The following is a 22,427-nucleotide window of genomic DNA, read 5'->3' on the forward strand; positions in this document are numbered from 1 at the left end:
GGAAGAGGGGAAAAAGATGGAGAAGAAACAAAGTATACTATCACCAATTATCCGTATTACTTTTACATTTCTAGTGTTGTGTGGACTTGTATACCCACTTATTGTTACTGGTATTGCACAAGCAGTAATGAAGGATAACGCGGATGGAAGTCTAATATATAATGATAAAAATGAAGTGATTGGTTCTAAATTAATTGGTCAAAACTTCACGGATCCACGTTATTTTCAAGGGCGTGTTTCTAGTATTGAATATAAGGCTGAAGCATCTGGTTCAAATAACTATGCACCATCTAATCCAGATTTAGCAAAGCGAGTAGAGAAAAATATTGCGGACTGGAAGGAAAAAAATCCAGCTGTTCCGGTTACAGAAATACCAATAGATTTAGTGACAAATTCAGGTTCAGGGCTTGATCCTGATATTAGTCCAAAGGCGGCCTCGGTGCAGGTGGATCGCATCTCGAAATTAACGAATATTCCGAAAGAAAAACTTAATCAATTGATTAAAGATCAAACAGAAGGTGCTGCACTTGGTTTATTTGGAGAGACCCGCGTAAACGTCTTAAAGCTAAATTTGGCATTACAGAAATTAATGAAATAGTAACAGTGCTACCTCAATCTAACGGATTGAGGTAGCGTTGTTTCGAATGAAAGGTAGTGTTTATTTTGTATGCAGATGATTATGAACCGAAGTTTCAAAGGCGAACGCCAGAGGAATATTTAGAATATATTCGTCAGCAAAAGCGCGGAAAGTTAAAGCTATATGTAGGAGCAGCTCCAGGCGTAGGAAAAAGTTATAAAATGCTCTTTGATGCAAGGGAAATGAAAAAAGATGGAATTGATATTGTAATTGGTTTAATTGAAACGCATGGAAGAAAAGAGACGGAAGAAGCAATTGCTGATTTAGAAAAAGTTCCTTTGAAAGAAATACAGTATAAAGGAAAGGTATTTTATGAGCTTGATGTGGAAGGAATAAAAAAACGCGCGCCGCAAGTAGTTGTAGTGGATGAACTTGCGCATAGTAATGTTCCTGGTTCTAAACATAAGAAACGTTATATGGATGTGCAGGAATTGTTAGAGGCTGGTATATCGGTATTATCAGCTTTTAATATTCAACATTTAGAAAGTGTTCATGATATTGTAGCTCAAATTACGAATGTAAAAGTAAGAGAACGAATTCCAGATTTTATTTTACAAAAAGCAAATGAAATTCAGCTCGTTGATGCAACGCCCGAGGTATTAAGGAAGAGACTAATAGACGGAAAGATATATAAAGAAGAAAAAATTCAGCAAAGCTTACAAAACTTCTTTACACTTAATAATTTAGGAGCACTTAGGGAATTATCACTTCGAGAAGTTGCGGATGATATGGACGAGAAAATTAGCCAAACAGTAATAGAACCGATTGGCGTAAAAGAAAAAATTCTTGTTTGTGTACAATACAGTTCAACAGCGGAGAAATTAATACGACGGGGATGGCGCATGGCTGATCGGTTAAATGCTGAATTGTACGTATTAAACGTTGAGAGGGAAAATATAGATTCTATTTCAGCTGGAAAAAAGCAGACGATTGAAGAGTGGAAGGCGCTCACGAATCAATTTGATGCAAGTTTTGTATTAGAAGAAGCAAAGGGAAGAAAGCCAGCGGATGTTATTATTGAAGTCGCGAAAAGATTGCAAGTAACACAAATTTTACTTGGGCAATCAGCGAGAACGCGGTGGGAAGAAATTCGAAAAGGTTCTATTGTAAATGAAATTATGAGACAAACAAAGTATATTGATATTCATATTGTTGCGGATCAAAGAGGGTAAAATAGAGCCGACATTTTTGGGGCTCTATTTTAATTTTTGTACAGCATGAAGGCTTAGCATTTTCATTGTATATAAGATTACAAGTAAAAACATAATTGCGCCTAGGAAGAAAATCCAAAAGTAATTTTGGTTAAATAAAAGAAATCCACCTATAAGTGGCCCTGTGCCCATACCAAGATAGCGGATGAAGTTGTACATACCGATAGCTGTTGCGCGTTCTTGTACGAATTCTTCTGTTAATAAAGTTGTGTGAGTTGGCATAGAAAGTCCCATACTAAAACCGTACAAAGATGTAACGATAATGATGAATGGGATATTGATGTTATATATGAAAGAGAATAAAACGACACATATAATATTGAAGAAACTCGTAATAAATAAAGCTTGCTTTGTTGTGAGGCGTTTTTGCAAAAATTTGTAGCAAAAACTTCCTAGCATGATAGAAAGAGACATTGGTACAAACATAAGACCAATTTTATTTACAGTTAAATGAAATGAATTTGTTAAAATACTCGGTAAAAAAACGAGAAAGCAAAAGTAAATACAAAATTGAATGAAGCCAATAAGAGTAATAGAAAATCCAGTTTTATTTTTTAAGATAAGAGAGTAATTCTTTTGTGCTTTAGCTTGTTTAATTATATTTGGCTTTGTTTCTGGGAGTAGTGAAATGTTTATAATTAATAAGATAATGCCAAGTGTAGATAAAAAGAGAAATACAGATAAGTGACCATGTATACTGCCAAGATAACCGCCTATGAGAGGAGCCATTGCAGGTGCGAGGGCAAGTAACATTTGGTATAGGCTCATCGCTTCTCCGCGTTCTTTTCCTTCAAAAAAATCGCCGATAATCGTTGCTGAAACTACAGGTATAGCCGCTATTCCTATAGCTTGAACAGCTCTAAAAAAGAGAAATAAATAAATGTTTGCCGAAAAAGCACATCCGATTGAACCAATTGTACTAATGACTAAACTAGGAATAAGGACAGATTTTCTTCCTTTTGTATCAATTAAAGGTCCATATACGAGCTGCATAATTGCAAGAACGAATGTGAAAAGTGAAACGGTTATATTTACAAGATAAAGAGAAGTGTGAAAAGAATTTTGAATCATCGGTAAGATAGGTGTGTAAATATTTTGCGTGAAGGAACCGAATAAGGCACTAATACAGACAACATATAAAATAAAAGTTAGTTTAGAGTTTTTCATCATGTTAACCTCCTTGTGATTTGGTTTCCTAGGAAACCAAATTTATTTTAACATGATTTTCTTACTTGTAAAGATGAAAAAATGGTTTTAAAATGGTATATAGTTAAATTGTTTCTTTGGAAACTTAGGAGGCGAACGGATTGAAGCATGCAATGAAGCAAATGGAAATACTTTCGGACATTCGTACACTTTTGCATAAAAAAGAAGAACATTTAAAACGACAAAATGAGAAGTTTCTTCGTGAGACAGGCGTAAGTAGTATGTCTTTATCTGAGTTACATGTAATCGAATGTATCGGAAAAAATGGTTTGATGAATGTAACGGCAATTACGACAGAAATGGGCATGACGAAGGGAGCAATCTCTAAAATTTGTACAAAGTTGTTTCAAAAGCAATTCGTTGAGAAGATGCAAATGTTAGATAATCAAAAAGAAATCTTCTTCAGCTTAACGGAGAGTGGGAATGAAATATATAAAGCTCATGAAAAATTGCATAAGCAAGCTGAAGAAAAGTGGTTGTTACTTTTAGATGGATATACGAAAGAAGAGCAAGACTTTATTCAAAGGTTTATAAAGGATGTCTCCGGTCATTTGGAAATATAATTGGAAGAAAAAACTCCTTTTTCTCAAGGCTTTTAAATATAATTTCTGAAAGAACTCATATATAATAGAAAAAGATACTTAACATGGTGAATAATTAAAGAGTCAATATATATAGAGGAGAGAGTAACATGCTTGAAAATACGGGGTTAGTATTAGAAGGCGGCGGTATGCGTGGTGTATACACGGGCGGGATATTAGAATACTTTATGGAACAAGATTTATATTTTCCATATGTAATCGGTGTATCAGCTGGTGCTTGTCATGCAGCGTCGTATCTTTCCAGACAAAGAAATAGAAATAAAACGGTCAATATTGAGTATGCATCACATCCGAAATATTTATCGTATAAAAACTTATGGAGAAAACGTCAGCTATTTGATATGGATTTCATTTTCCACGAAATTCCAGAAAAGCATGTGCCGTTTGATTTTGAAACATACTTTAATAGCCCAGAACGTTTCCTTGTAGGAACGACGGATTGTGAAACAGGACAGTCTGTTTATTTTGAAAAAGAAGGAACGAATGATGATGCACTAAATTTATTACAAGCGTCTAGTTCATTGCCTTTCATTGCACCAGTAGTAAATTATCGTGGTAAGCAACTGTTAGATGGCGGGATTTCTGATCCAATTCCAGTTCGTAAAGCACAGGAAGATGGATTTAAAAAATCAGTCGTAATTTTAACGAGAAATCATGGTTACGCAAAGAAAAAATCAAGATTTGGGTGGATTGCTGCGAAAGCTTATAAAAAATATCCGAACCTTGTGAACACGATGCTAAATCGTTATGAAGTGTATAATGAAACACTTCACTATATTGAAAAAGAAGAACAAGCTGGGAATTTATTTGTTATTCGTCCAGAAGTACCGCTTCAAGTAGATCGTATGGAAAAAGATACAGCAAAACTACAAAATCTATATGAGCAAGGCTATGAAGATGCAAAGAGACAGTTTGCAGATTTGCAGGCGTTCTTGCAAAAATAAATATTAGGCTGCGGAGAAGAATTTCTCTGTAGCCTTTTTATATTGCTTTTAAAAAAGGAAAATAGAGCATCGAATTTCGATGCTCTACTTTTTATGTATAAAAAAATCCCTCTTTATGAGGGATTTTAATGTGGTAAGAATATCAATTGATAAGCAAACAAAATTCCAAATACATACACAAGTGGGTGAACAGCACGGAATTTACCTTTTGCCACTTTCATAAGTGGGTATGAAATAAATCCAAGTGCGATACCTGTTGCGATACTTGATGTAAGTGGCATGCTTAAGATTACTAAAAATGCTGGGAATGCTTCATCAAATGCGTCCCAATCGATGTGGCGAACTGAACCCATCATAAGACTACCAACGATAATTAATGAGGGAGCAGTAATAGCTGATACACCAGAAACGGCACTTACTAATGGTCCGAAGAATGCTGCTAGTGCGAATAGAACCGCTACTGTAACAGTTGTTAAACCAGTACGACCACCAGCTGCAACACCAGCAGATGATTCAATGTAAGCTGTTGATGGTGTCGTTCCGAACATAGAACCAATAGTTGCTGAGAATGAGTCAGATAGAAGAGCTCGTCCTGCTTTTGGAAGCTTTCCGTCTTTCATAAATCCACCTTGTTGTGCAACGCCAAGTAATGTACCTGTTGTATCGAATAGTGTAACAAGGAAGAATGAGAATACAACGCCGTATAATCCGTAGTTAATTACGTCAGATACAGCAGTAATTGGATTTGAAACGATAATTCCTTCTGGTAAACCAGGCATTGATGTAACACCGTTTGAGAATGATAATTGTCCCGTGAAGAAAGCGATAATACCAGTTAATAGCATCCCGATAAATAGTGCGCCATTTACATTTAAAGACATAAGGACAATTGTAATTCCAAGTCCAGCTAATGCTAGTAGTACTGGAGCAGAGTGAAGATCACCAAGTCCAACTAAGTTTGCATCATTTTTTGTAACGATACCTGTTAAACGTAAACCGATAAAGGCGATAAATAGCCCGATACCAGCAGTAATTGCATGTTTTAAGTTTTCAGGAATTGCTTCCATTAATTTTGTACGGAAAGATGTAAATGATAGCAAAATTAAAATCATACCTGCTACGAATACAGCAGAGAATGCAATTGCGAAAGTCATGCCTTCATGCGCTTTTACAACAGAGTAAGAGAAGTAAGCATTTAATCCCATACCTGGCGCGATTGCGATTGGTAAGTTTGTAAAGATTGCCATAAATAATGTTCCGACAACAGCAGCAATAATTGTTGCTGTAAATGCTTGTTCAAATGGAACACCTGCATCTCCAAGGATAACAGGGTTTACGACAATGATATATGCCATTGTTAAGAAGGTAATAATACCTGCCATAATTTCAGTTTTAATAGAAGTTTTATGTTTTGAAAGGTTAAACATATAAACATCCTTTCTGTTTACGAATAATTTTCACAACAGTTATATATAATATTCGTTTTTTATCTATTTTGCAATAGTTTTGCATAAAAAGTTTATAACAATTCATATTTTGTGTCTTAAATTCGAATATTAATCGTAAAACGATGTGTGAATTTCAGCTTTTTATTGTGCACATGCTAAGGAAAAGGAGTTGAAAGCAGCTATGCCACAGCAAAAAAACTTTATAACAATGCCTGCGCAACATCAAAATAAGCAGCCAGGTATTGAATCATTAATGAGCCCCCTTCCGCAGTTTGAAGATGCAAACTATAAAGGAAGTGAAAAGTTAAAAGGGAAGAATGTGTTAATTACGGGAGGAGATAGCGGAATTGGACGAGCAGTTTCCATCGCTTTTGCAAAAGAGGGAGCAAATGTTGCGATTGCTTATTTAGATGAGGAAGAAGATGCAAATGAGACGAAACAACGTGTTGAAAAAGAAGGTGTAAAGTGTGTATTGTTGCCGGGGGATTTGAGTAATGAACAGCATTGTAAAGATATTGTGGAAGAGACCGCCCGGCAGTTAGGTAGTTTAAATATTTTAGTGAATAACGTTGCACAGCAATATCCGCAGCAAGGGCTAGAGTATATTACAGCAGAACAGCTAGAAAAAACATTTCGTATTAATATTTTTTCTTATTTTCACGTTACGAAAGCAGCTCTTTCTCATTTGAAGAAAGGGGATGTCATTATAAATACGGCATCTATCGTTGCATATGAAGGAAATGAAACGTTAATTGATTATTCCGCAACGAAAGGAGCAATCGTAGCTTTTACAAGATCACTTTCTCAATCGTTAGTGCAAAAAGGGATTCGGGTAAATGGTGTTGCACCAGGCCCGATTTGGACACCGCTTATTCCATCGAGCTTTGATGAGAAGAAAGTCTCTCAGTTTGGGAGCAATGTTCCGATGCAAAGACCTGGTCAACCATATGAATTAGCGCCGGCATACGTATACTTGGCATCTGGTGATTCATCCTATGTTACTGGGCAAATGATACATGTAAATGGGGGCGTTATTGTAAATGGATAGTTTTCATTTATAAGAGCAAAGTAATGTTAATTCCAATTATTATAGGGAGCGCTAGGGGGGATATAGCTGAAAAAGTTATGTTTCATCATACTATTATTTTTCATCCTACCGGTTAGTGCTTTTGCTAATACAGATCATTTAATATTAGTAAATCTTACGACGAACCAGTTGTCTTTTTTTGAAAATGGAAATTACACAAAAACATTTCCAGTAACGACTGGAAGAGATCGTACACCTACGCCTGAAGGTAATTTTTGTATTATAACTAAATTTAAAAATAAAGAATACCATCGAAAAAAAATACCTGGGGGTGCACCGAATAACCCTCTTGGTACGAGGTGGCTTGGACTAGATAAGAATGAATATGCAATTCACGGGACGAACCGGGAATGGACGATTGGAAGTAGGGAATCAAATGGCTGTATTCGTATGCATGACAGGGATATACAATGGTTATATGACCGAGTACAATTACAAACAAAAGTAATCATTTCTCGTTTTCATACGAGCCCCGAATATGAAGCGAATAAACTTGGTTATCGCGTTGTGAGCTGGAATGGTCGAAAAATAGAAAAAGAACAAATTGGAGTACTTACGTTAGTAGACCGCGCGGATATATATTGGCAAGAACCAAATGGACAGTTAACGAAAGTGAAAACGGTATTGCCAAATGAAAGATATCCAGTGTACTCAAAACGAAAAGATGGAATATATTATATAGGAAACAATTCGTATATTATAGATGAAACAGGAGAGAAAGTTCGTTACGAGCAAATTCCTTCTTCGATTTTAAGTAATATATATAAACGGAAATACAATGTTCCGTAATGGCTACCGTATTATAGACGGTAGCTTATTTATACTTGGAGTTTAACTGCAACTATTGTATTTTGTTGAATATAATACAGTACAGATAGGGGGCGGTTATATTATGAAAAGTGAATTTGCGTTTAAAGTTTTCTTAGTAACGACCTGTTTATTTATCGTGTATTTATATGCGTTTCTCGTCTTTTCTTTTTATGTTCCATATGTTGATTTAATATTGTTCTTCGGATTTATTTGGGCGTTTGTGAAAGCGAGGGAAGGAGAGAAGAGTATATATCGGCGCATTACCTTATGCGGGACGGCCGTTCTCGTTATTTTGTACTTTTTTATTATGCATGATTTTTGGAGAGGGATGTAAAAAAGCATACGATTAATCGTATGCTTTTATATCTGTTAATGATGGAAGAGAGGCAATTGCACCGTAATTTGTACATGTGATAGCGCCTACTTTATTGGCAAAGGAGATAAATGCTGTTAAGTCTTTGAAATGATACGAAAGTGTATGTTCACTTTGGGCAATCTGATATAACATTGCTCCAACGAAAGCATCACCAGCACCAGTTGTATCGACTTGTTGAATGGAAATAGAAGAGACAATAGTTTGACCTTCATTTGTCGCAAGAAGGGTACCGTCTTTTCCAAGGGTAATAGCTACTACTTTTGCGCCATAATTTAATAATTTGAGTGCAGCTTGTTGTAAATCACTCTCTTTAGAGAGCATAGTAGCTTCCTCTTGACTTACTTTTACGAAGTGTGCATGTTTTATAAAGGTTAGACAATCTTGAGAGAATTGTTCTGTATTTGTAATGAGTGCACTTCGATAATTTGGATCAAAAGAAATAAAATGGCCTTTATCTTTCGCATATTGTAACAACTGAAAATACGTTTCTTTTAATGGGCTTGATAGTAAAGCTGTCGCTGAACCGAAATGTATTAAATCATTCGTTTGTATTTTTGATAAATCAATGCTATTGAATTGATATTCACCATCTGCACCACGCATAAAAGTAAAATCACGTTCGCCATCTTGATCGATGGATACGAATGCAAGTGTTGTTTGTTTATCTTTTATGAGCATGGATGTATCGACTTGCGCACGCTGTAAAGTTTGTTCAAGAAACTCACCAAATGGGTCGTTTCCTACTTGCCCCATAAATGTAGCGTGTCCACCTAATTTTGTAATCGCAGCAGCAACGTTAGCGGGTGCTCCACCAGCTTTTTTTTCGAAATCTGAACCGTTTACTAAAGAAACGTTAGTATTTCGGCACACAAAATCAATTAATAGTTCACCTATACAAAAGATATTTCTCATACAATCCCTCTTTTCAGCTTATATTGTGTGATGGTAAAGCTTAGTTTTGCATCTGAAAAGATTGCGATATGATGTTTCATGTCTTTTCGGGGAAAAACTCGGGACGTAAAGACTGTTGAACCATCGTATAAGAAAATTTCCACGATGCTTTTATCTACAAATATTTGTAGTTCTATCGTATCTTGAATATTGATTTTTTTACAGCGTTCAAATCCATATTCTCCGCCAAATTGATGGTAGAAGTTGCCCCTGTCTATAGAAATAGTACCTTGTTCCCGATTAAATGTAATGGGGAAACATTCCTCCTCATTGTGGAAGAGAGAAAGACCAAAACGCTTTGCATCTTCTGTTTTAAGTGTAACAATTAATTCATAGGAGTCTTCATCATCAAGCGTTGATAATACATTTAATCCAGCTGTTATATCTCCTGAAATGTCTTTTTTTGTTGTTCGTAGTTTTGTTAATTCTGAAACTGGTTTTTGTTTTAAGATGTTATCTTCTAATGTTAATTCACGTGGAAGTGTTAGGCAATGAGCCCACATATAATCATCAGAAGGATATGTGATTTCACTTGATCCTGCCCAAGCAAACAATAGGCGACGACTAGTAGAGTCTTCTAAAGTTTGAGGGGCATAAAAATCGAATCCTTTATCAGCTTCGTAATAGGAATCAACATGGAAATATAAATTTTTAATATCGAAATGGCCTATAGCATAAACGACATTGTATACATTGTGAAAGTTTTCTCCGTCTTTTTCAATTCCTTGCGGTGAAAAGAGAAGTACATCTTTCCCTGATAATTGGAAGTAATCGGGGCATTCCCACATAAATCCGAATTCTTTTAAGTTTGTTGTAATTTCGCCTTGGAAATGCCAATTGTATAGGTCTTGTGATTTGTATAGTAATAGAGTTCCTGTTTTATTTTCACGTTGGGCACCGAGTAACATATAGTACATATCATTATGTTTCCAGACTTTTGGATCACGTACATGTTTTGTATATCCGTCAGGAATTATATCAATAACAGGATTATTACTATATTTCGTCATCGTATATTGTGAATCCATTGTTGCCATACATTGTTTTGCATCACGGGAATCATCAGGCTTTTTTATATTCCCTGTATAAAGTAGATGAAGAAGGCCATCTTTTACGATAGCACTACCAGAATATGCACCGTGTGATTCATAGCTTTCAGTAGGGATGATGGCTACAGGCATACGCTCCCAGTTAATAAGGTCTTTTGACCTCACATGCCCCCAATGCTTCATTCCATGAATGGGACCAAATGGATACCACTGATAAAAAACGTGATATTCATCATTGTAGTATGATACACCGTTAGGATCATTCATTAATCCAAATGGTGGGTGGATATGATAAATTGGTTTCCATGAATCTTGGTTTGCAATTTCATATAAAGAATGTAATTCGTCTTTATTAGATTGCAGTATTGTTTTATATTTTGACATAGGTTTTCACCCCGTTATTATTTACTTTCTTTATATAAAATGAATGTGGCAACAAAAGCAGTGATAACTGCAATAGCGAAACCAATTATATAGTGAATCATGTTCATCATGCCAAGAGGTGCAACAATTGTAAGCATCGGAATACCTGTTAAACCGTATGCATTAGCCGCTACTTGCATCCAAACAACGTAAGCGCCTCCAATTGCGCCGCCAATAGCTGCTGCAATAAATGGTTTACCAAGTTTTAAATTGACACCAAAGATAGCTGGTTCTGTAATTCCTAAAAATGCTGAAGCTGCTGCTGGAATTGCAATTTCTTTCGTTTTTTTGTTTTTTGTTTTGAAATAGACAGCTAAAGTAGCACCGCCCTGTGCAACGTTCGCCATTGACCAAATAGGGAGTAAGAAATTGACACCGATATCTTTATTTGCGAGTAAGCCCGCTTCAATAGCGTGGAAGCTATGATGTAAGCCAGTAAGAACGATTGTTGAATACAATCCACCGAATATAAGTCCAGCTACTGGTCCTGCAAATTGATAAATTGTATTTAAAAGGTACGTAATGCCGTCACCGATTTTATATCCAATTGGTCCGATAATAATAAGTGATAAAAAGCCAGTTATAATAATTGTTAAGAATGGTGTAACTAATAAATCTAAAGAGTTCGGAACACGTTTTCGAAGTTCTTTTTCAATTGTACTCATAACATATACACATAATAAAATAGGTAAAACAGTACCTTGATAGCCAATCATATCAATATCCATACCAAGGAAATGTAAAACAGTGGGTTTTGCATTTGAAAGAGTCCAAGGATTTGTTAAGTTTGGGTGAGTTAATATACCACCAACAACTGCACCTAAGAAAATGTTTCCACCAAATTCTTTAGCGGCACTAACTCCAATTAAAATAGGTAAAATGATGAAAGCTGCACTTGAGAACATATCAAGTAATTGGATAAGTGAGTGATCTCCAGGAACTAATTTAAACGCTTTCAACATTCCGAGTAGACCCATAAGTAAACCGCTTGCGACGATAGCTGGAATAATTGGAACAAAAATATTAGATAGTGTCTTTGCTAGGCGGGCGATAGGATTCATTTTTTTCTTAGGTATATCGTTTGATGTTGTAGAATCTAGTTCGGCTATTCCAATTAGTTTTGAGAATTCATCATATACTTTGTTTACTATGCCAGTTCCAAAAATAATTTGATATTGCTCGGTCGTTGCAAAAGCACCTTTTACTCCATCGATGTTTTCGATTTCTGCAGCGTTTATTTTCGTATCATCCTTTAATATAAGACGAAGGCGAGTCGCGCAATGTGTGGCACGAACAATGTTTTCCTTTCCACCAATATTCTGTATTACTTGAGTTGCAATTTGTTTCATATCCATAAAAATTCCCCCTTACTATAAATTTTCTTTTATGGAACCGGTTCCGCAAAAAATTAAAATAAAAAACAGGGAAATGATGTTGAAAATCCTGTTTTTAAAATGTGGAACCGGTTTTAATTTTATTATAGAGCGCCTTTATATTTTGTCAACGCTTTCTTGGATTTTTAATGTATAACGAGAGTGTAATATTTTTGGTATAGTTTTGTTTTCAACAAGCTGTGAAAGAGAAGTGGCAGCAAGCTTTCCAGCATACTCATAGTCAAACGCAATTGTCGTTAAACTAGGGTGTACCATTTCTGAAATATCATATCCACCGAATCCTGTTACAGAAATATCACCTGGTACAGAAAGAGAGTGGGAGTGAATGACTTTCATTGCGCCAAGAGCGATGTTATCTGTAGCACATACGATAAGAGTTGGGCGATTATTATCTAAAATATGTTGTACTTGTTTCATGGCATCTTCTATGCGGAAAGTTGTTTCGTAATATGAAACGTTGCAAGTCGGTTCTAAATTTTCAATTGCTTTTTGAAAACCATTTTTTCGATTTATTCCAACAGAAATATCATCTTTTTCTATCCCTAAATAGGCAATATGTCGATGGCCTTGCGATAAAACGTATGCCCCTAACTCATAAGCTGCATCATAATCATCGTGAACGAGGCAATATTGATCTTTATATTCTTGCCCGACGAATAAAATAGGGATGTTTGAATTAGCCATAATTTTTTGATGTTCATTCGTTAATGTTTTTGTTAATAAAATAATGCCAGCTACCTTTTGTTTTATAAAGTTTTCAATTGCTTGTATTTCAGTTCCGGTTGTTTGATTTGCATTTGCTACAAGCATTTGATAGTTATTTTCCTGTAATGTTTTATCGATCCCGATAAGTGTTTTCATTGTAGCGAAGGAGTCTAATCGGGGGATGATGACACCAATTAAATTTGTTGTTTTTGCTTTTAAACTTTGAGCAAATGTATTGGGAGAGAAATTTGTTTCCTGAATAATACCTTCGATTTTAAGTTTTGTTTTATCACTTACATATCCGCCGTTTAAGTAACGAGAGACTGTGCTTTTTGCAACTCCAGCCAATTTGGCGATATCTGCAATTGTTTTAGCCATAGTATTTCACCTTCGTATTCATAAAAATGTTAACTTTATTATAGGGAGAATTAGAGATGACGTAAACAAGAAGAGAGAAAGAAAAAACCACCTCACGTATATGAGGTGGAATAATTGTTAATATCTAGGCTTAAATGTATGACAACAAGTCTCTACACTCGTTGCTACAGAACTTTCTAGCGTTTCGTTTGTTAAAACAGCAGCTGTATATGAATCATTTTCAGTTTGACCAGTTTCATCTGCATCAGGCTGAACGATGATCGCACTTGCTTGACAAAAGTTACCTTGTCCCCAAAAAGAACAGTTGGAAACAGAACATCTTACTTCTGGCATAAAACCCCCTCCTTATACATTAGTGTGGGATTTTACGCCCATTTCATGTGTAGAAGGAGTTTCCTTTTCTCGTTACTTTTTCGTTTGCTCAAGCCATTCTTTTAATTTGTCTTTCGGCTGTTCACCGCTAATACGGCTCACTTCTTTGCCATCTTTAAAATGAATGATTGTTGGTGTACCTTGAATTTTATATTCATCCCAAGGAGCATCTAATTTTTCAATATCCATAACTTTCATATCAACGTTTAAGTCTTTAGCCATTGGCACTAGGACAGGAGATAATTTTTGGCAATGAACGCAAGATGTTTGATAAAAGTATACTGTTTCTTCTTTTTTCTCTTTTAAGTTCTTTTGAAGATCTGAAAGAGAAATTTTATTTGTGTAGTAGTCAGGACCGTTTGTCTTACTTTCAGTAGGATTATCAATCTTTTGACTAGTAGCATTTTTTTCTTCCATTTGTGTTACAGCGAAAATTGCCACGAACAAGGCGATAATAATACCACCAAATATAAGCATTTTTTTCATTCTTTCATCTCCTTATTTGTTTTTGATGACAATAAAGCTACAAACAGCGATTGTAATAAAGCCGATAAGTGCTAAAAACGGGATTGTCACAAAGCCGAACCAGTTTATGTATTCTCCCGTACATGGTACACGTCCACAAGCTGCCCCAGCAGCTGAAAATGCTGCGACTTTTTGAATTGCATAGTGATATAAAGAAATACAAGCACCAATACTTGCAATTGGTAAAGAATAACTTGCAATGCGATAATCTTTCTTTGCTACAGCGATACCAAGCCATAAAACGAATGGATACATAAAAATACGTTGATACCAACAAAGAACACAAGGCTCAAATTTCATGATTTCGGAAAAGTACAGACTTCCTAGTGTAGCGATAAAAGAAGCTCCCCATGCGGTAAGTAAAGCATATTCTTGCTTTTTTTCTCGTCCCATATTTTATACCTCTCTTATAATAGTTACATACTAAATTATAGTATGAAGTGGTATGGAAAAGAAAGAAAAAATATGTTTATCAATAAAAGTTTTATAAGGAGAAACTTTTATTGATATAAACATTTTAAAAAAGCGCCATTCTCCGGAAGAGAATAGCGCTATATTTTACATTTGAATTTGTTCTACTTCTTCTACATGCGACTTTTGGGATGCGTGGTCAATATATTGAAATAGGAGCTGCAATTGTTTATCAACTTCTGGTAGTTCCTTGCTGTATTGATAAGCGTGTAAAAAATGCTCAATACGCTTAGAAAATAATTGATCGTTCGTTTGAACCATGAGAACGAGTAATTTATCCCAATTACAGCAATACGTGTAATAGAGAGCTTTATCATAGTCGTTATATGTTTGCACTGTGTACCCTCCTTACCGAGAGTTATATATAGTGTGTGATAAGTAAGGAGAAATACACTTGAAAGAATTTGTTAAGAAAAAAAGTGAATGAAAAGAAAAAACGAGGAGTTTCCTCGTTTTTTAAGCTTTTGGCATTGGCGTAGGTGTTGGTTTGCCATAGCCTTCTTTATATTTATTATCGATATAGTTACGAATTTCTAGCGTTGATTTTCCTTTTTGTTTCATGGAAGCAGATTCAACTGCGATTTCTAGGCAATTGACGCAAGTCGTTGCGTGGGAATCCCAAACAACTTCACCATTCTTTTTAATTTCACGGATAAAGCAGTTTTTATTATTTTTATGTCCTACACTTTCGCCGCAACCACAATAGCATGGAATCCAATCTAATAGCTCTGCATTTTGTCCAGCGACGGTGTAGATATCTTTCATTTGTGGATCAAGCTTATCTAGGAAGGTCGGAAGTGTGTCGACTCCTTTTGTTTTCTCTTGAATGTCAGCTTGCTGAGTGTGCGATGCGTGGTCATGTTCTTCTTTTTTTGATTCAGAAGATTTTTGGTCATTTGTACCAGTACTTCCGCATCCAGCAAGAATTAAGCTTAGTACTGCAAGTAAAGAAAATACATACTTTTTCATTCGCTTGTCCCCTTTACAAATGTATTAATCAAATTGTATCAGAGATTACGGTGTATCGGTTGAAGATTTTTTTGACTGATTTTTGAAGCGCCACCTTAGCGAATGAACTAGAAATAAAATTGGGATATAAGCGTATACAATATACAATCCCGCTTGAGATAGTACAGTATTTAATGCGTTGATACTTTCCCGATTTTTAAAAAATAAAGAAGCTGTAAAAACGATGAAAATAAAAAATGGTAGTGTAAATTTAAATGAAATATGAAAGGAACGCTTCATCGTTTGACATGATGACCAAATAGTTAAACAAAGATTCGGCAAAATTATTAAAAACCAAACAAAAATAATAATATATTCGAACCGTTGAATAAAAGGAACTTTTATTATTTTTAACATCGTTAAAGTAGGCCAAATAGTGTGATTCAATTGTCCTTCACTATAATACATAAATGATACAATAGCTAAAACTACATAAATTAGAGTGCTAAAAACAATCCCTGCGTGAGCCCATCTTTTTAAAGATTTTCCTTTTTCAATAAAGGGATAGAAGATAAGAATTGTTTCAAATCCGAGAAATTCTAATGCAGATTGTTTTGCTGACACAAGTATGTCGAAAGGGGAATGCGTAAAAATAGGTAAAATATTACGAAAATGTGCATACTTCATCGGATAGACTAAAAAGAATACAACGAACATAGGAAGAACAATACCCCAAAAACATATCCCTGTCACAGAACGGAAGCCACCTTTTATAATGTAGTAAGTGACCAATAAAAACATTAGGGTAAGTTTCCATAACTTAATGGTAGGAAAGATCCAAACTTGTATTACTTCCATATATGTACGAAGAACAGTAAGGCAAAATAATAAGCAATAGAGAGTGAAAATTACAGAAAATATAGAGCCAATCCATTTTCCAAAGGTTGTTGTATGAATGCTAATTAAATCTCCGTCTTTTTCAAGCATTTTTAACATACAAAACAGTACAATATGAGTTGCAATACCTGCAATAATAAGAGAAATCCAAGCATCATAACCTGCATTTTTCAAAATTACACGTTGATATCCGAGAATTCCTATTCCGATTTGGAGAGAATGCAATAAAATAAATGCAAAATATGGAGAGACAGTTTTTGTTTTATTCATTGTATTCATTGCTCATTTCACCTCACTATTCCCCGATTCCAGATTGTACAATATTAAGATCTAAATTTATATCCACCGCTACATTTTGATACATATTTCGAATTTGTTTTATATTCCATTTTCTCGTATGGCTTCTAATTTCATCTCGTATTCCTAAAGGATCAATTTTCTTTTCTTGAAATTGTTTTATTAAATCTTCACAGTCTTTTTCAACATTTCGTTCAATTTGTTTTTTTATATAGTTGATATTTGTTTTTTTTCTTAGATCAATCCAATTTGGAGAGTTTTTAATTAATCCATTTAATTTTAAATGGATTTTTACTTTTGGTATGTCGCCAGTTTGATCTATATCATACTTATTTTCCCCAGCTAAGTTTTGTATAACAACCATACCTTTATGTTTATCCTTTGTTATCGCTGCTTCGTAACGTCCATTTTTCGTAGGGTTAATAAGTAATTTTGCTAAAACAGAATGTCTTTTATCCGTATACATAACGACTTTATCGCCTTTTAAAAAAGCAAGTCCTTTGACAGCGACGGAATGATTATCGTCCATTTTAAGATAAGGGACATAGGCATCACATACAGAAGAGTAGTAATTATATAAAAAAATGTCTAATGCGGTTTGTGGAATGTTCTCATTTCGGATATTTTGTTCAAGTAAATCAGCAATGTATAAAGATCCATTTTTTTTTCCGTAATTTAAAAGTTCCTCAGCTGATCCATCTACAATTGCTAGTTGTACATCGCGCCCGATATTTGGGTCACGTTGTAAGTTAGTAATAATCTCTCCCATTCCGCGTTCTCCTAGAGCCTTTCCAAATAGGACGACACGCATTTGACCTACAACGACATTGTGAGGTGATTTTGCATTTAATCGTGAAGCGATTGTCTCAAGTGAACGGGCAGATGTTGATTGAGTTTCTGGTTTAGACTTTACACCATGTGTGTACTCTGGGAAGAGAATAGTTCCTTGGAATCTTTTGTTTTTAGTGATGTCAAATCCAGCGACATGAATAATACGCTGCGTATCCACTATATACGTTTGTGTACAGCCAGTTTGTAAAATGAAGAAGATAATGATAATAAGGTGCAATAAAATTTTCTTCATTCATTCTCACCATCACGTTTTTGCTTCGATTTGTTTGGATTGTAGCGCCATTTTGATTTTGGTCTAAGAAAAGAAGGTCTTTGTGCCGTTTGACTAAATGGTAATCGAAGAAAACCTTCTGCTGTACCTAAACCACGAAATGGATATAAAGGTAACAAATAAGGTGATCCAAGCGATTTTAATTTAATTAAATGAGCTAAAATAAATACAAATCCGACAGCGAGGCCTAATCCTCCGAATGCACCGGCTAAAAGAATAAGCGGAAAGCGTAACAACCGGATAGTAGAAGACATCTTTACTGTTGGTGTTGTGAAAGATGCAAGAGCGGATAAAGCAACTGCAATTAATAAAATTGTACTTGTCAAAGCTGCCTCCACGGATGCTTGGCCAATTACAATCCCCCCAACAATCCCGATTGTTTGTCCGACTTTTGTCGGTAAACGCGCTCCAGCTTCACGGAGCAATTCAATTGTAATTTCTAAAAAGAGTGCTTCTAGAATAGGAGGGAAAGGTACGTTAGCTCTCGAGAAAATAATAGGACCTAGTAAATCGGCAGGGATCATTTGATAATGATATGTTAAAGCCGCTGTATAAATAGCGGAGGAAAAAAGAGAAAATATAGCTCCGAAAAAACGAATAATACGAAAGAACGATCCAATCATCCACGGTAAATAATAATCTTCTGGTGAAATGAAAAAATCCAGTAACGTTGTTGGTCCTGATAAAGCATATGGAGAGCCATCTGTTAAGATTAAAACTTCCCCGTTAATTAATGCAAATACAGCTCGATCTAATCGTTCTGTAGGTAATAGAACAGGAAAAGGTGAATTGCTATTATCACTAATAAATTGCTCAATCATAGTTGAATCAAATGGGACATCAAAGTCAATGTCTTCTAGCCGTTGAATTGCTGTGTTGACAAATTGTTCATTTGTAATTCCTTCTATATAAGCAACTGCTACTTTCGTTTTTGATATAGATCCGACGGTAACTTCTTTAAAAATGAGTTGCTCCGTTACGATATTTCGGCGTAATAAGTGGATATTTGTATCAAGGTTTTCAACGAAACCGATTTTAGGTCCGATTACGCTATACTCATTTTCTGTATCGTTATATAATCGTTTTCCTAAAACAGTACTTTCGGCACGAATTAAAGCATATTGATCAGGATTCGAATTGTTTTTTAAGCGTATTAAAATATATCCACCTAATAATTTTTTACGAATATCATCAATAGAAGGGGAGGTAATAATGTCTTCAATAGAGATGATATTACATAAATCAGAGATGTTTTGGATTTGGTCCGATTCCTTTTTTAGAGGAGTTAAAATGAATTGTTTAATAATAAGTGCTTCCACGACAGATTTATAATAAAACAAGCACAACGTTTCATCTTTAAGTATGTTATAAGAGACAAAATCGCTTGATTCTTTCATGGTTTGTATAAATTCTGGGATAGAACAAAGTGTTTTTGTATTAGTCTTTTTTGATTTTTTAGATGATAAACCGAACATTTTCTCACCCCTAACATATATCATTTACTTGTGTTAGTTTTTGGGAAAGACGGGAATTTATACTTAAAAATTGAAAGTTCATAAAGAAAAGGAAGAGTGGTGAATGGCTCTTCCTTTTTAGCATTTTAATTTGTTTTTTGTTCTTTAATAGACTTCACTAATTTCATCATTTCCGCTCGTATATCTTCTCTTTTTACATTTAATTTTTCGGCAATTTGTTTAATGTCCATTCCATCTTTTTTCATCTTTAATACATCATCAAGAGGAGTATTGCTTTTTTGAGAGATGATTGTTAACACAGTAAGATGACGCAATTTGATGTTATATTCTTTCATTTTTTGCTTTAGCTGATCCGGTGTGGATTTTTGCATAGTTGCTAACTGTTGTAGCAGTGCTTGCTTTGTTTCTTTATTCATATGATGCTTTTTCAGCTTACTTGGATCTATACCGAAATGCTCGGCTGTTTTCTCCCAAGATTTATTTTGCTTATAGTAAGCTAAAACATCTTTTATTTCTTTATTACTAATTCTTGCAATATGAGCAGCTTTCCAAATTTCATGTTTGTTATAGCCGAGTTTTTCTAGCGATTGCATTTCTTCTTCTGAAATTGGGTTATGGTGATGCAGTGTTACTTCTTTTGGCGTGGCAGCGGATATAGGGAAGGTGGATATCCCGCATAATAATGCTGCCATAGTCATACAAACAGCGATTTTTTTGTACATGTAAACTCCTCCTAGATGGATAATGTAGAAAACTGTACACATATCATTTCCATAAAATGTGAAATACTTGTGAACAAGCTAAGTTTTTTTATTCACAGCATGAAATGACGTTTTTAGAAGTTTTCCAACATAAAACATTGATTAATAGTAAAAAACTAAGGTATAATCGAAATTGAAAATCAATATCAATACTAACGATAAACTTATACATATAGATAAAAATAAGGGAGAGATAAATATGACTACATATACTTCCATCGCAAATGTGATTAAAGAAAGACGTTCTGTACGTACATTTACAGATAAAGCAGTAGAAAAAGATTTATTAATTGAACTATTAAACGACGCAACATGGGCACCTAATCATAAGCACCGTGAACCATGGAATTGTAAACTATACATCGGAGAAGGCCGCAAGAAATTAGTAGACGCAGTATTAAACTCTTTCACAGAAGAAGAAAGAGCGAAACGCGGTAAAATTTTATCAGATCGTTTTTTAAGCACACCTGCACAAATCGTTGTATATATGAATGAAGATCCACGTCAAATTCAGCGTGACGAAGATTACGCTGCAACATGTGCATTTATGCAAAACTTCCAACTTCTTGCTTGGGAACGTGGATTAGGTTGTGTTTGGAAATCAGGCGGATTAAACTACAATCCATTATTTATAGAAGGAATCGGTTTAACAAGAGGCCAACGTATCGTTGGAATTCTTCATATCGGCTATTTCGATAAAGCACCAGAAGGAAAAGCTCGTACTCCGATTACGGAGAAGATGGAGATTATTGAAGGTTAATAGATGAGACATTCTCGTTTTTGCGGGGGTGTCTTTTTATTATGCAATCAATCCTCATGAAAGCTTGTTCTTCATCATACACTTTCTTAAGGGAAAGTGTAAGGAGGGAAAATAATGAGAGCAAGTGACGATAAAGCACTGCAATATGCGATTGCGGAAATTACGGAAATTGCGACTGGATTTGGGCTTGATTTTTATCCGATGCGTTATGAAATATGTCCAGCGGAAATTATTTATACATTTGGTGCATATGGGATGCCGACAAGGTTTTCACATTGGAGTTTTGGAAAACAATTTTTCAGAATGAAATTACAATACGATTTAGGACTTAGTAAAATATACGAACTCGTTATTAACTCTGATCCATGTTACGCCTTTTTATTAGATACGAACTCTTTAATTCAAAACAAATTAATTGTAGCGCACGTTTTAGCACACTGTGATTTCTTCAAAAATAATATTCGTTTTTCAAATACGAAGCGAGATATGGTAGAGAGTATGGCGGCAACAGCGGACCGTGTGAAAGCGTATGAGCATAAGTACGGAAAGGCAGAGGTAGAAACATTTTTAGATGCCGTACTTGCCATTCAAGAGCATATTGATCCGTCGCTTATGCGTCCGAAGCTCGCATGGAGTATTGATGATTTAGAAGATGAAGAAGTAGAAAAGAAAAAGGTGTCGCAATACGATGATTTATGGAATTTAGATAATCGCAATAAAAAGCAGGAACGTTCTAATGTGCGTAAAAAGAAGAAAATTCCACCACAACCAGAGAAAGATTTACTGCTCTTTATTGAAGAATATAGCCGTGAGTTAGAAGATTGGCAGCGTGATATATTAACGATGATGCGCGAAGAAATGTTATATTTTTGGCCACAGCTTGAAACGAAAATCATGAACGAAGGCTGGGCATCCTACTGGCATCAACGCATACTTCGTGAAATGGACTTAACCTCTGATGAAGCTATTGAATTTGCGAAATTAAATGCAGGTGTTGTACAGCCATCAAAAACAAGTATTAATCCATACTACCTAGGTATTAAAATCTTTGAAGATATTGAAGAACGGTACAACAATCCAACAGAAGAAATGAAGCGACGAGGCGTAAAACCAGGATCTGGCCGTGACAAAATGTTTGAAGTACGCGAAATTGAATGGGACGTATCGTTCCTAAGAAACTACTTAAATAAAGATCTTGTTATGCGAGAAGATATGTACTTATTCCAGCGCCAAGGAAAAGAATATAAAGTAATAGATAAAGAATGGGAAAATGTGCGTGATCAACTTGTAAATATGCGGACAAATGGTGGGTTCCCGTACTTAGTAGTAGAAGATGGAGACTACTTAAAGAACGGAGAATTATACATTAAACATAGTTACGAAGGAATCGAGCTCGATTTAAAATACTTAGAAAAGGTATTACCATATCTTCATCAGCTATGGGGAAGAACGGTGCATATGGAGTCTATTGTGGAGAGTAAGGGCGTTGTGTTTTCTTATGATGGGAAGATGGTGCATCGGAAGTATGTGTGAGGGGAAGAACGGACATAGGATACTGTGTCCGTTCTTTTTATTTG

Annotated in this window: 24 protein-coding genes; 9 read left to right on the forward strand and 15 right to left on the reverse strand. The window is 35.2% G+C overall.

The window, feature by feature from the left end; genetic code table 11:
- Positions 1 to 16: 16 nt before the first annotated feature.
- Both kdpC and kdpDN read left to right on the forward strand, forming a co-directional pair.
- Positions 17 to 598, forward strand: a complete 582-nt coding sequence (gene kdpC, locus MR168_RS05005; protein ID WP_086412671.1) for a K(+)-transporting ATPase subunit C — start codon at positions 17 to 19, stop codon at positions 596 to 598.
- Positions 599 to 654: 56 nt separating this feature from the next.
- The gene (gene kdpDN, locus MR168_RS05010; RefSeq protein ID WP_086412672.1) at positions 655 to 1,809 is read left to right on the forward strand and encodes a KdpD-like non-kinase potassium sensor; all 1,155 of its coding nucleotides are present in this window, start codon (positions 655 to 657) and stop codon (positions 1,807 to 1,809) included.
- A 24-nt stretch (positions 1,810 to 1,833) separates the two neighbouring features.
- Here the strand turns inward: kdpDN and MR168_RS05015 are convergent, their stop codons facing one another.
- Positions 1,834 to 3,015: an MFS transporter gene (locus tag MR168_RS05015; protein ID WP_086412673.1), complete on the reverse strand. Its 1,182-nt coding sequence runs from the start codon at positions 3,013 to 3,015 to the stop codon at positions 1,834 to 1,836.
- Between the two features lie 140 nt (positions 3,016 to 3,155).
- Between MR168_RS05015 and MR168_RS05020 the strand changes: the two genes are divergently transcribed.
- Both MR168_RS05020 and MR168_RS05025 read left to right on the forward strand, forming a co-directional pair.
- A complete protein-coding gene (locus tag MR168_RS05020; RefSeq protein ID WP_086412674.1) occupies positions 3,156 to 3,617 on the forward strand; it encodes a MarR family transcriptional regulator in 462 nt (153 codons plus the stop codon).
- 128 nt (positions 3,618 to 3,745) lie between these two features.
- Entirely contained in the window at positions 3,746 to 4,600 is an 855-nt protein-coding gene (locus MR168_RS05025) for a patatin-like phospholipase family protein (protein ID WP_006914761.1), read from the forward strand.
- 125 nt (positions 4,601 to 4,725) lie between these two features.
- On the opposite strand, the gene MR168_RS05030 is transcribed toward MR168_RS05025, so the two are convergent.
- Positions 4,726 to 6,027 (reverse strand): NCS2 family permease, encoded by a 1,302-nt coding sequence (locus MR168_RS05030; RefSeq protein ID WP_000482713.1) that lies wholly within the window; start codon positions 6,025 to 6,027, stop codon positions 4,726 to 4,728.
- 202 nt (positions 6,028 to 6,229) lie between these two features.
- Between MR168_RS05030 and MR168_RS05035 the strand changes: the two genes are divergently transcribed.
- The 3 genes from MR168_RS05035 to MR168_RS05045 all read left to right on the forward strand — a co-directional run bounded on the left by MR168_RS05035 (position 6,230) and on the right by MR168_RS05045 (position 8,279).
- On the forward strand, positions 6,230 to 7,096 hold the full coding sequence (locus MR168_RS05035) for an SDR family oxidoreductase (RefSeq protein ID WP_001136261.1): 867 nt from the start codon (positions 6,230 to 6,232) through the stop codon (positions 7,094 to 7,096).
- Positions 7,097 to 7,162: 66 nt separating this feature from the next.
- Entirely contained in the window at positions 7,163 to 7,924 is a 762-nt protein-coding gene (locus tag MR168_RS05040) for a L,D-transpeptidase (RefSeq protein ID WP_025921749.1), read from the forward strand.
- Positions 7,925 to 8,027: 103 nt separating this feature from the next.
- Positions 8,028 to 8,279, forward strand: a complete 252-nt coding sequence (locus MR168_RS05045) for a hypothetical protein (protein ID WP_000834195.1) — start codon at positions 8,028 to 8,030, stop codon at positions 8,277 to 8,279.
- Positions 8,280 to 8,291: 12 nt separating this feature from the next.
- Here the strand turns inward: MR168_RS05045 and MR168_RS05050 are convergent, their stop codons facing one another.
- From MR168_RS05050 to MR168_RS05110, 13 genes are all read right to left on the reverse strand, one after another.
- The gene (locus MR168_RS05050) at positions 8,292 to 9,233 is read right to left on the reverse strand and encodes a carbohydrate kinase family protein (protein WP_006914785.1); all 942 of its coding nucleotides are present in this window, start codon (positions 9,231 to 9,233) and stop codon (positions 8,292 to 8,294) included.
- On the reverse strand, positions 9,230 to 10,705 hold the full coding sequence (scrB, locus tag MR168_RS05055; RefSeq protein WP_000049751.1) for a beta-fructofuranosidase: 1,476 nt from the start codon (positions 10,703 to 10,705) through the stop codon (positions 9,230 to 9,232). The genes MR168_RS05050 and scrB overlap by 4 nt, the downstream gene beginning before the upstream one ends.
- A 17-nt stretch (positions 10,706 to 10,722) precedes the next feature.
- Entirely contained in the window at positions 10,723 to 12,099 is a 1,377-nt protein-coding gene (locus MR168_RS05060; RefSeq protein ID WP_000367318.1) for a sucrose-specific PTS transporter subunit IIBC, read from the reverse strand.
- Between the two features lie 135 nt (positions 12,100 to 12,234).
- A complete protein-coding gene (locus tag MR168_RS05065) occupies positions 12,235 to 13,221 on the reverse strand; it encodes a LacI family DNA-binding transcriptional regulator (RefSeq protein WP_001140402.1) in 987 nt (328 codons plus the stop codon).
- Positions 13,222 to 13,338: 117 nt separating this feature from the next.
- Positions 13,339 to 13,554, reverse strand: coding sequence for a DUF1540 domain-containing protein (locus tag MR168_RS05070; RefSeq protein WP_001115482.1), 216 nt, complete (start codon positions 13,552 to 13,554; stop codon positions 13,339 to 13,341).
- Between the two features lie 72 nt (positions 13,555 to 13,626).
- Positions 13,627 to 14,079 (reverse strand): thioredoxin family protein, encoded by a 453-nt coding sequence (locus MR168_RS05075; protein WP_000738450.1) that lies wholly within the window; start codon positions 14,077 to 14,079, stop codon positions 13,627 to 13,629.
- Between the two features lie 12 nt (positions 14,080 to 14,091).
- On the reverse strand, positions 14,092 to 14,511 hold the full coding sequence (locus MR168_RS05080; RefSeq protein ID WP_000532263.1) for a disulfide formation protein C: 420 nt from the start codon (positions 14,509 to 14,511) through the stop codon (positions 14,092 to 14,094).
- A gap of 165 nt (positions 14,512 to 14,676) precedes the next feature.
- Positions 14,677 to 14,925, reverse strand: coding sequence for a YhdB family protein (locus MR168_RS05085; RefSeq protein ID WP_001195459.1), 249 nt, complete (start codon positions 14,923 to 14,925; stop codon positions 14,677 to 14,679).
- 120 nt (positions 14,926 to 15,045) lie between these two features.
- The gene (locus tag MR168_RS05090; protein ID WP_000761026.1) at positions 15,046 to 15,558 is read right to left on the reverse strand and encodes a PCYCGC domain-containing protein; all 513 of its coding nucleotides are present in this window, start codon (positions 15,556 to 15,558) and stop codon (positions 15,046 to 15,048) included.
- Between the two features lie 45 nt (positions 15,559 to 15,603).
- The gene (locus tag MR168_RS05095) at positions 15,604 to 16,713 is read right to left on the reverse strand and encodes a GerAB/ArcD/ProY family transporter (protein WP_001095034.1); all 1,110 of its coding nucleotides are present in this window, start codon (positions 16,711 to 16,713) and stop codon (positions 15,604 to 15,606) included.
- A gap of 16 nt (positions 16,714 to 16,729) precedes the next feature.
- Complete coding sequence (locus MR168_RS05100; RefSeq protein ID WP_000722252.1) at positions 16,730 to 17,815, reverse strand: Ger(x)C family spore germination protein; 1,086 nt, start codon at positions 17,813 to 17,815, stop codon at positions 16,730 to 16,732.
- Positions 17,812 to 19,329: a spore germination protein gene (locus MR168_RS05105; protein ID WP_086412675.1), complete on the reverse strand. Its 1,518-nt coding sequence runs from the start codon at positions 19,327 to 19,329 to the stop codon at positions 17,812 to 17,814. The genes MR168_RS05100 and MR168_RS05105 overlap by 4 nt, the downstream gene beginning before the upstream one ends.
- 125 nt (positions 19,330 to 19,454) lie before the next feature.
- Positions 19,455 to 20,051, reverse strand: coding sequence for a hypothetical protein (locus MR168_RS05110; RefSeq protein ID WP_000276964.1), 597 nt, complete (start codon positions 20,049 to 20,051; stop codon positions 19,455 to 19,457).
- Positions 20,052 to 20,289: 238 nt separating this feature from the next.
- Here MR168_RS05110 and MR168_RS05115 point away from each other — a divergent pair, with 238 nt between their 5' ends.
- Together MR168_RS05115 and spoVR are read left to right on the forward strand one after the other, a co-directional pair.
- Entirely contained in the window at positions 20,290 to 20,850 is a 561-nt protein-coding gene (locus tag MR168_RS05115) for a nitroreductase family protein (protein WP_000214821.1), read from the forward strand.
- Positions 20,851 to 20,964: 114 nt separating this feature from the next.
- A complete protein-coding gene (gene spoVR, locus MR168_RS05120; RefSeq protein ID WP_001202693.1) occupies positions 20,965 to 22,383 on the forward strand; it encodes a stage V sporulation protein SpoVR in 1,419 nt (472 codons plus the stop codon).
- Positions 22,384 to 22,427: the final 44 nt, after the last annotated feature.

It is taken from the genome of Bacillus cereus group sp. BfR-BA-01356 (assembly GCF_022663635.1).
GTDB classification, from domain to species: domain Bacteria; phylum Bacillota; class Bacilli; order Bacillales; family Bacillaceae_G; genus Bacillus_A; species Bacillus_A cereus.

Excerpts from the sequence above, each read along its gene's own strand:
- MR168_RS05065 (WP_001140402.1), bottom strand. The coding sequence starts at position 13,221 with ATGGCTAAAACAATTGCAGATATCGCCAAATTGGCTGGAGTTGCAAAA.
- MR168_RS05110 (WP_000276964.1), bottom strand. The coding sequence starts at position 20,051 with ATGTACAAAAAAATCGCTGTTTGTATGACTATGGCAGCATTATTATGC.
- kdpC (WP_086412671.1), top strand. The coding sequence starts at position 17 with ATGGAGAAGAAACAAAGTATACTATCACCAATTATCCGTATTACTTTT.
- MR168_RS05060 (WP_000367318.1), bottom strand. The coding sequence starts at position 12,099 with ATGGATATGAAACAAATTGCAACTCAAGTAATACAGAATATTGGTGGA.
- MR168_RS05015 (WP_086412673.1), bottom strand. The coding sequence starts at position 3,015 with ATGAAAAACTCTAAACTAACTTTTATTTTATATGTTGTCTGTATTAGT.
- MR168_RS05100 (WP_000722252.1), bottom strand. The coding sequence starts at position 17,815 with ATGAAGAAAATTTTATTGCACCTTATTATCATTATCTTCTTCATTTTA.
- MR168_RS05070 (WP_001115482.1), bottom strand. The coding sequence starts at position 13,554 with ATGCCAGAAGTAAGATGTTCTGTTTCCAACTGTTCTTTTTGGGGACAA.
- spoVR (WP_001202693.1), top strand. The coding sequence starts at position 20,965 with ATGAGAGCAAGTGACGATAAAGCACTGCAATATGCGATTGCGGAAATT.
- MR168_RS05050 (WP_006914785.1), bottom strand. The coding sequence starts at position 9,233 with ATGAGAAATATCTTTTGTATAGGTGAACTATTAATTGATTTTGTGTGC.
- MR168_RS05115 (WP_000214821.1), top strand. The coding sequence starts at position 20,290 with ATGACTACATATACTTCCATCGCAAATGTGATTAAAGAAAGACGTTCT.
- MR168_RS05075 (WP_000738450.1), bottom strand. The coding sequence starts at position 14,079 with ATGAAAAAAATGCTTATATTTGGTGGTATTATTATCGCCTTGTTCGTG.
- MR168_RS05090 (WP_000761026.1), bottom strand. The coding sequence starts at position 15,558 with ATGAAAAAGTATGTATTTTCTTTACTTGCAGTACTAAGCTTAATTCTT.
- MR168_RS05080 (WP_000532263.1), bottom strand. The coding sequence starts at position 14,511 with ATGGGACGAGAAAAAAAGCAAGAATATGCTTTACTTACCGCATGGGGA.
- MR168_RS05095 (WP_001095034.1), bottom strand. The coding sequence starts at position 16,713 with ATGAATACAATGAATAAAACAAAAACTGTCTCTCCATATTTTGCATTT.
- MR168_RS05045 (WP_000834195.1), top strand. The coding sequence starts at position 8,028 with ATGAAAAGTGAATTTGCGTTTAAAGTTTTCTTAGTAACGACCTGTTTA.
- MR168_RS05030 (WP_000482713.1), bottom strand. The coding sequence starts at position 6,027 with ATGTTTAACCTTTCAAAACATAAAACTTCTATTAAAACTGAAATTATG.
- MR168_RS05105 (WP_086412675.1), bottom strand. The coding sequence starts at position 19,329 with ATGTTCGGTTTATCATCTAAAAAATCAAAAAAGACTAATACAAAAACA.
- MR168_RS05035 (WP_001136261.1), top strand. The coding sequence starts at position 6,230 with ATGCCACAGCAAAAAAACTTTATAACAATGCCTGCGCAACATCAAAAT.
- scrB (WP_000049751.1), bottom strand. The coding sequence starts at position 10,705 with ATGTCAAAATATAAAACAATACTGCAATCTAATAAAGACGAATTACAT.
- MR168_RS05025 (WP_006914761.1), top strand. The coding sequence starts at position 3,746 with ATGCTTGAAAATACGGGGTTAGTATTAGAAGGCGGCGGTATGCGTGGT.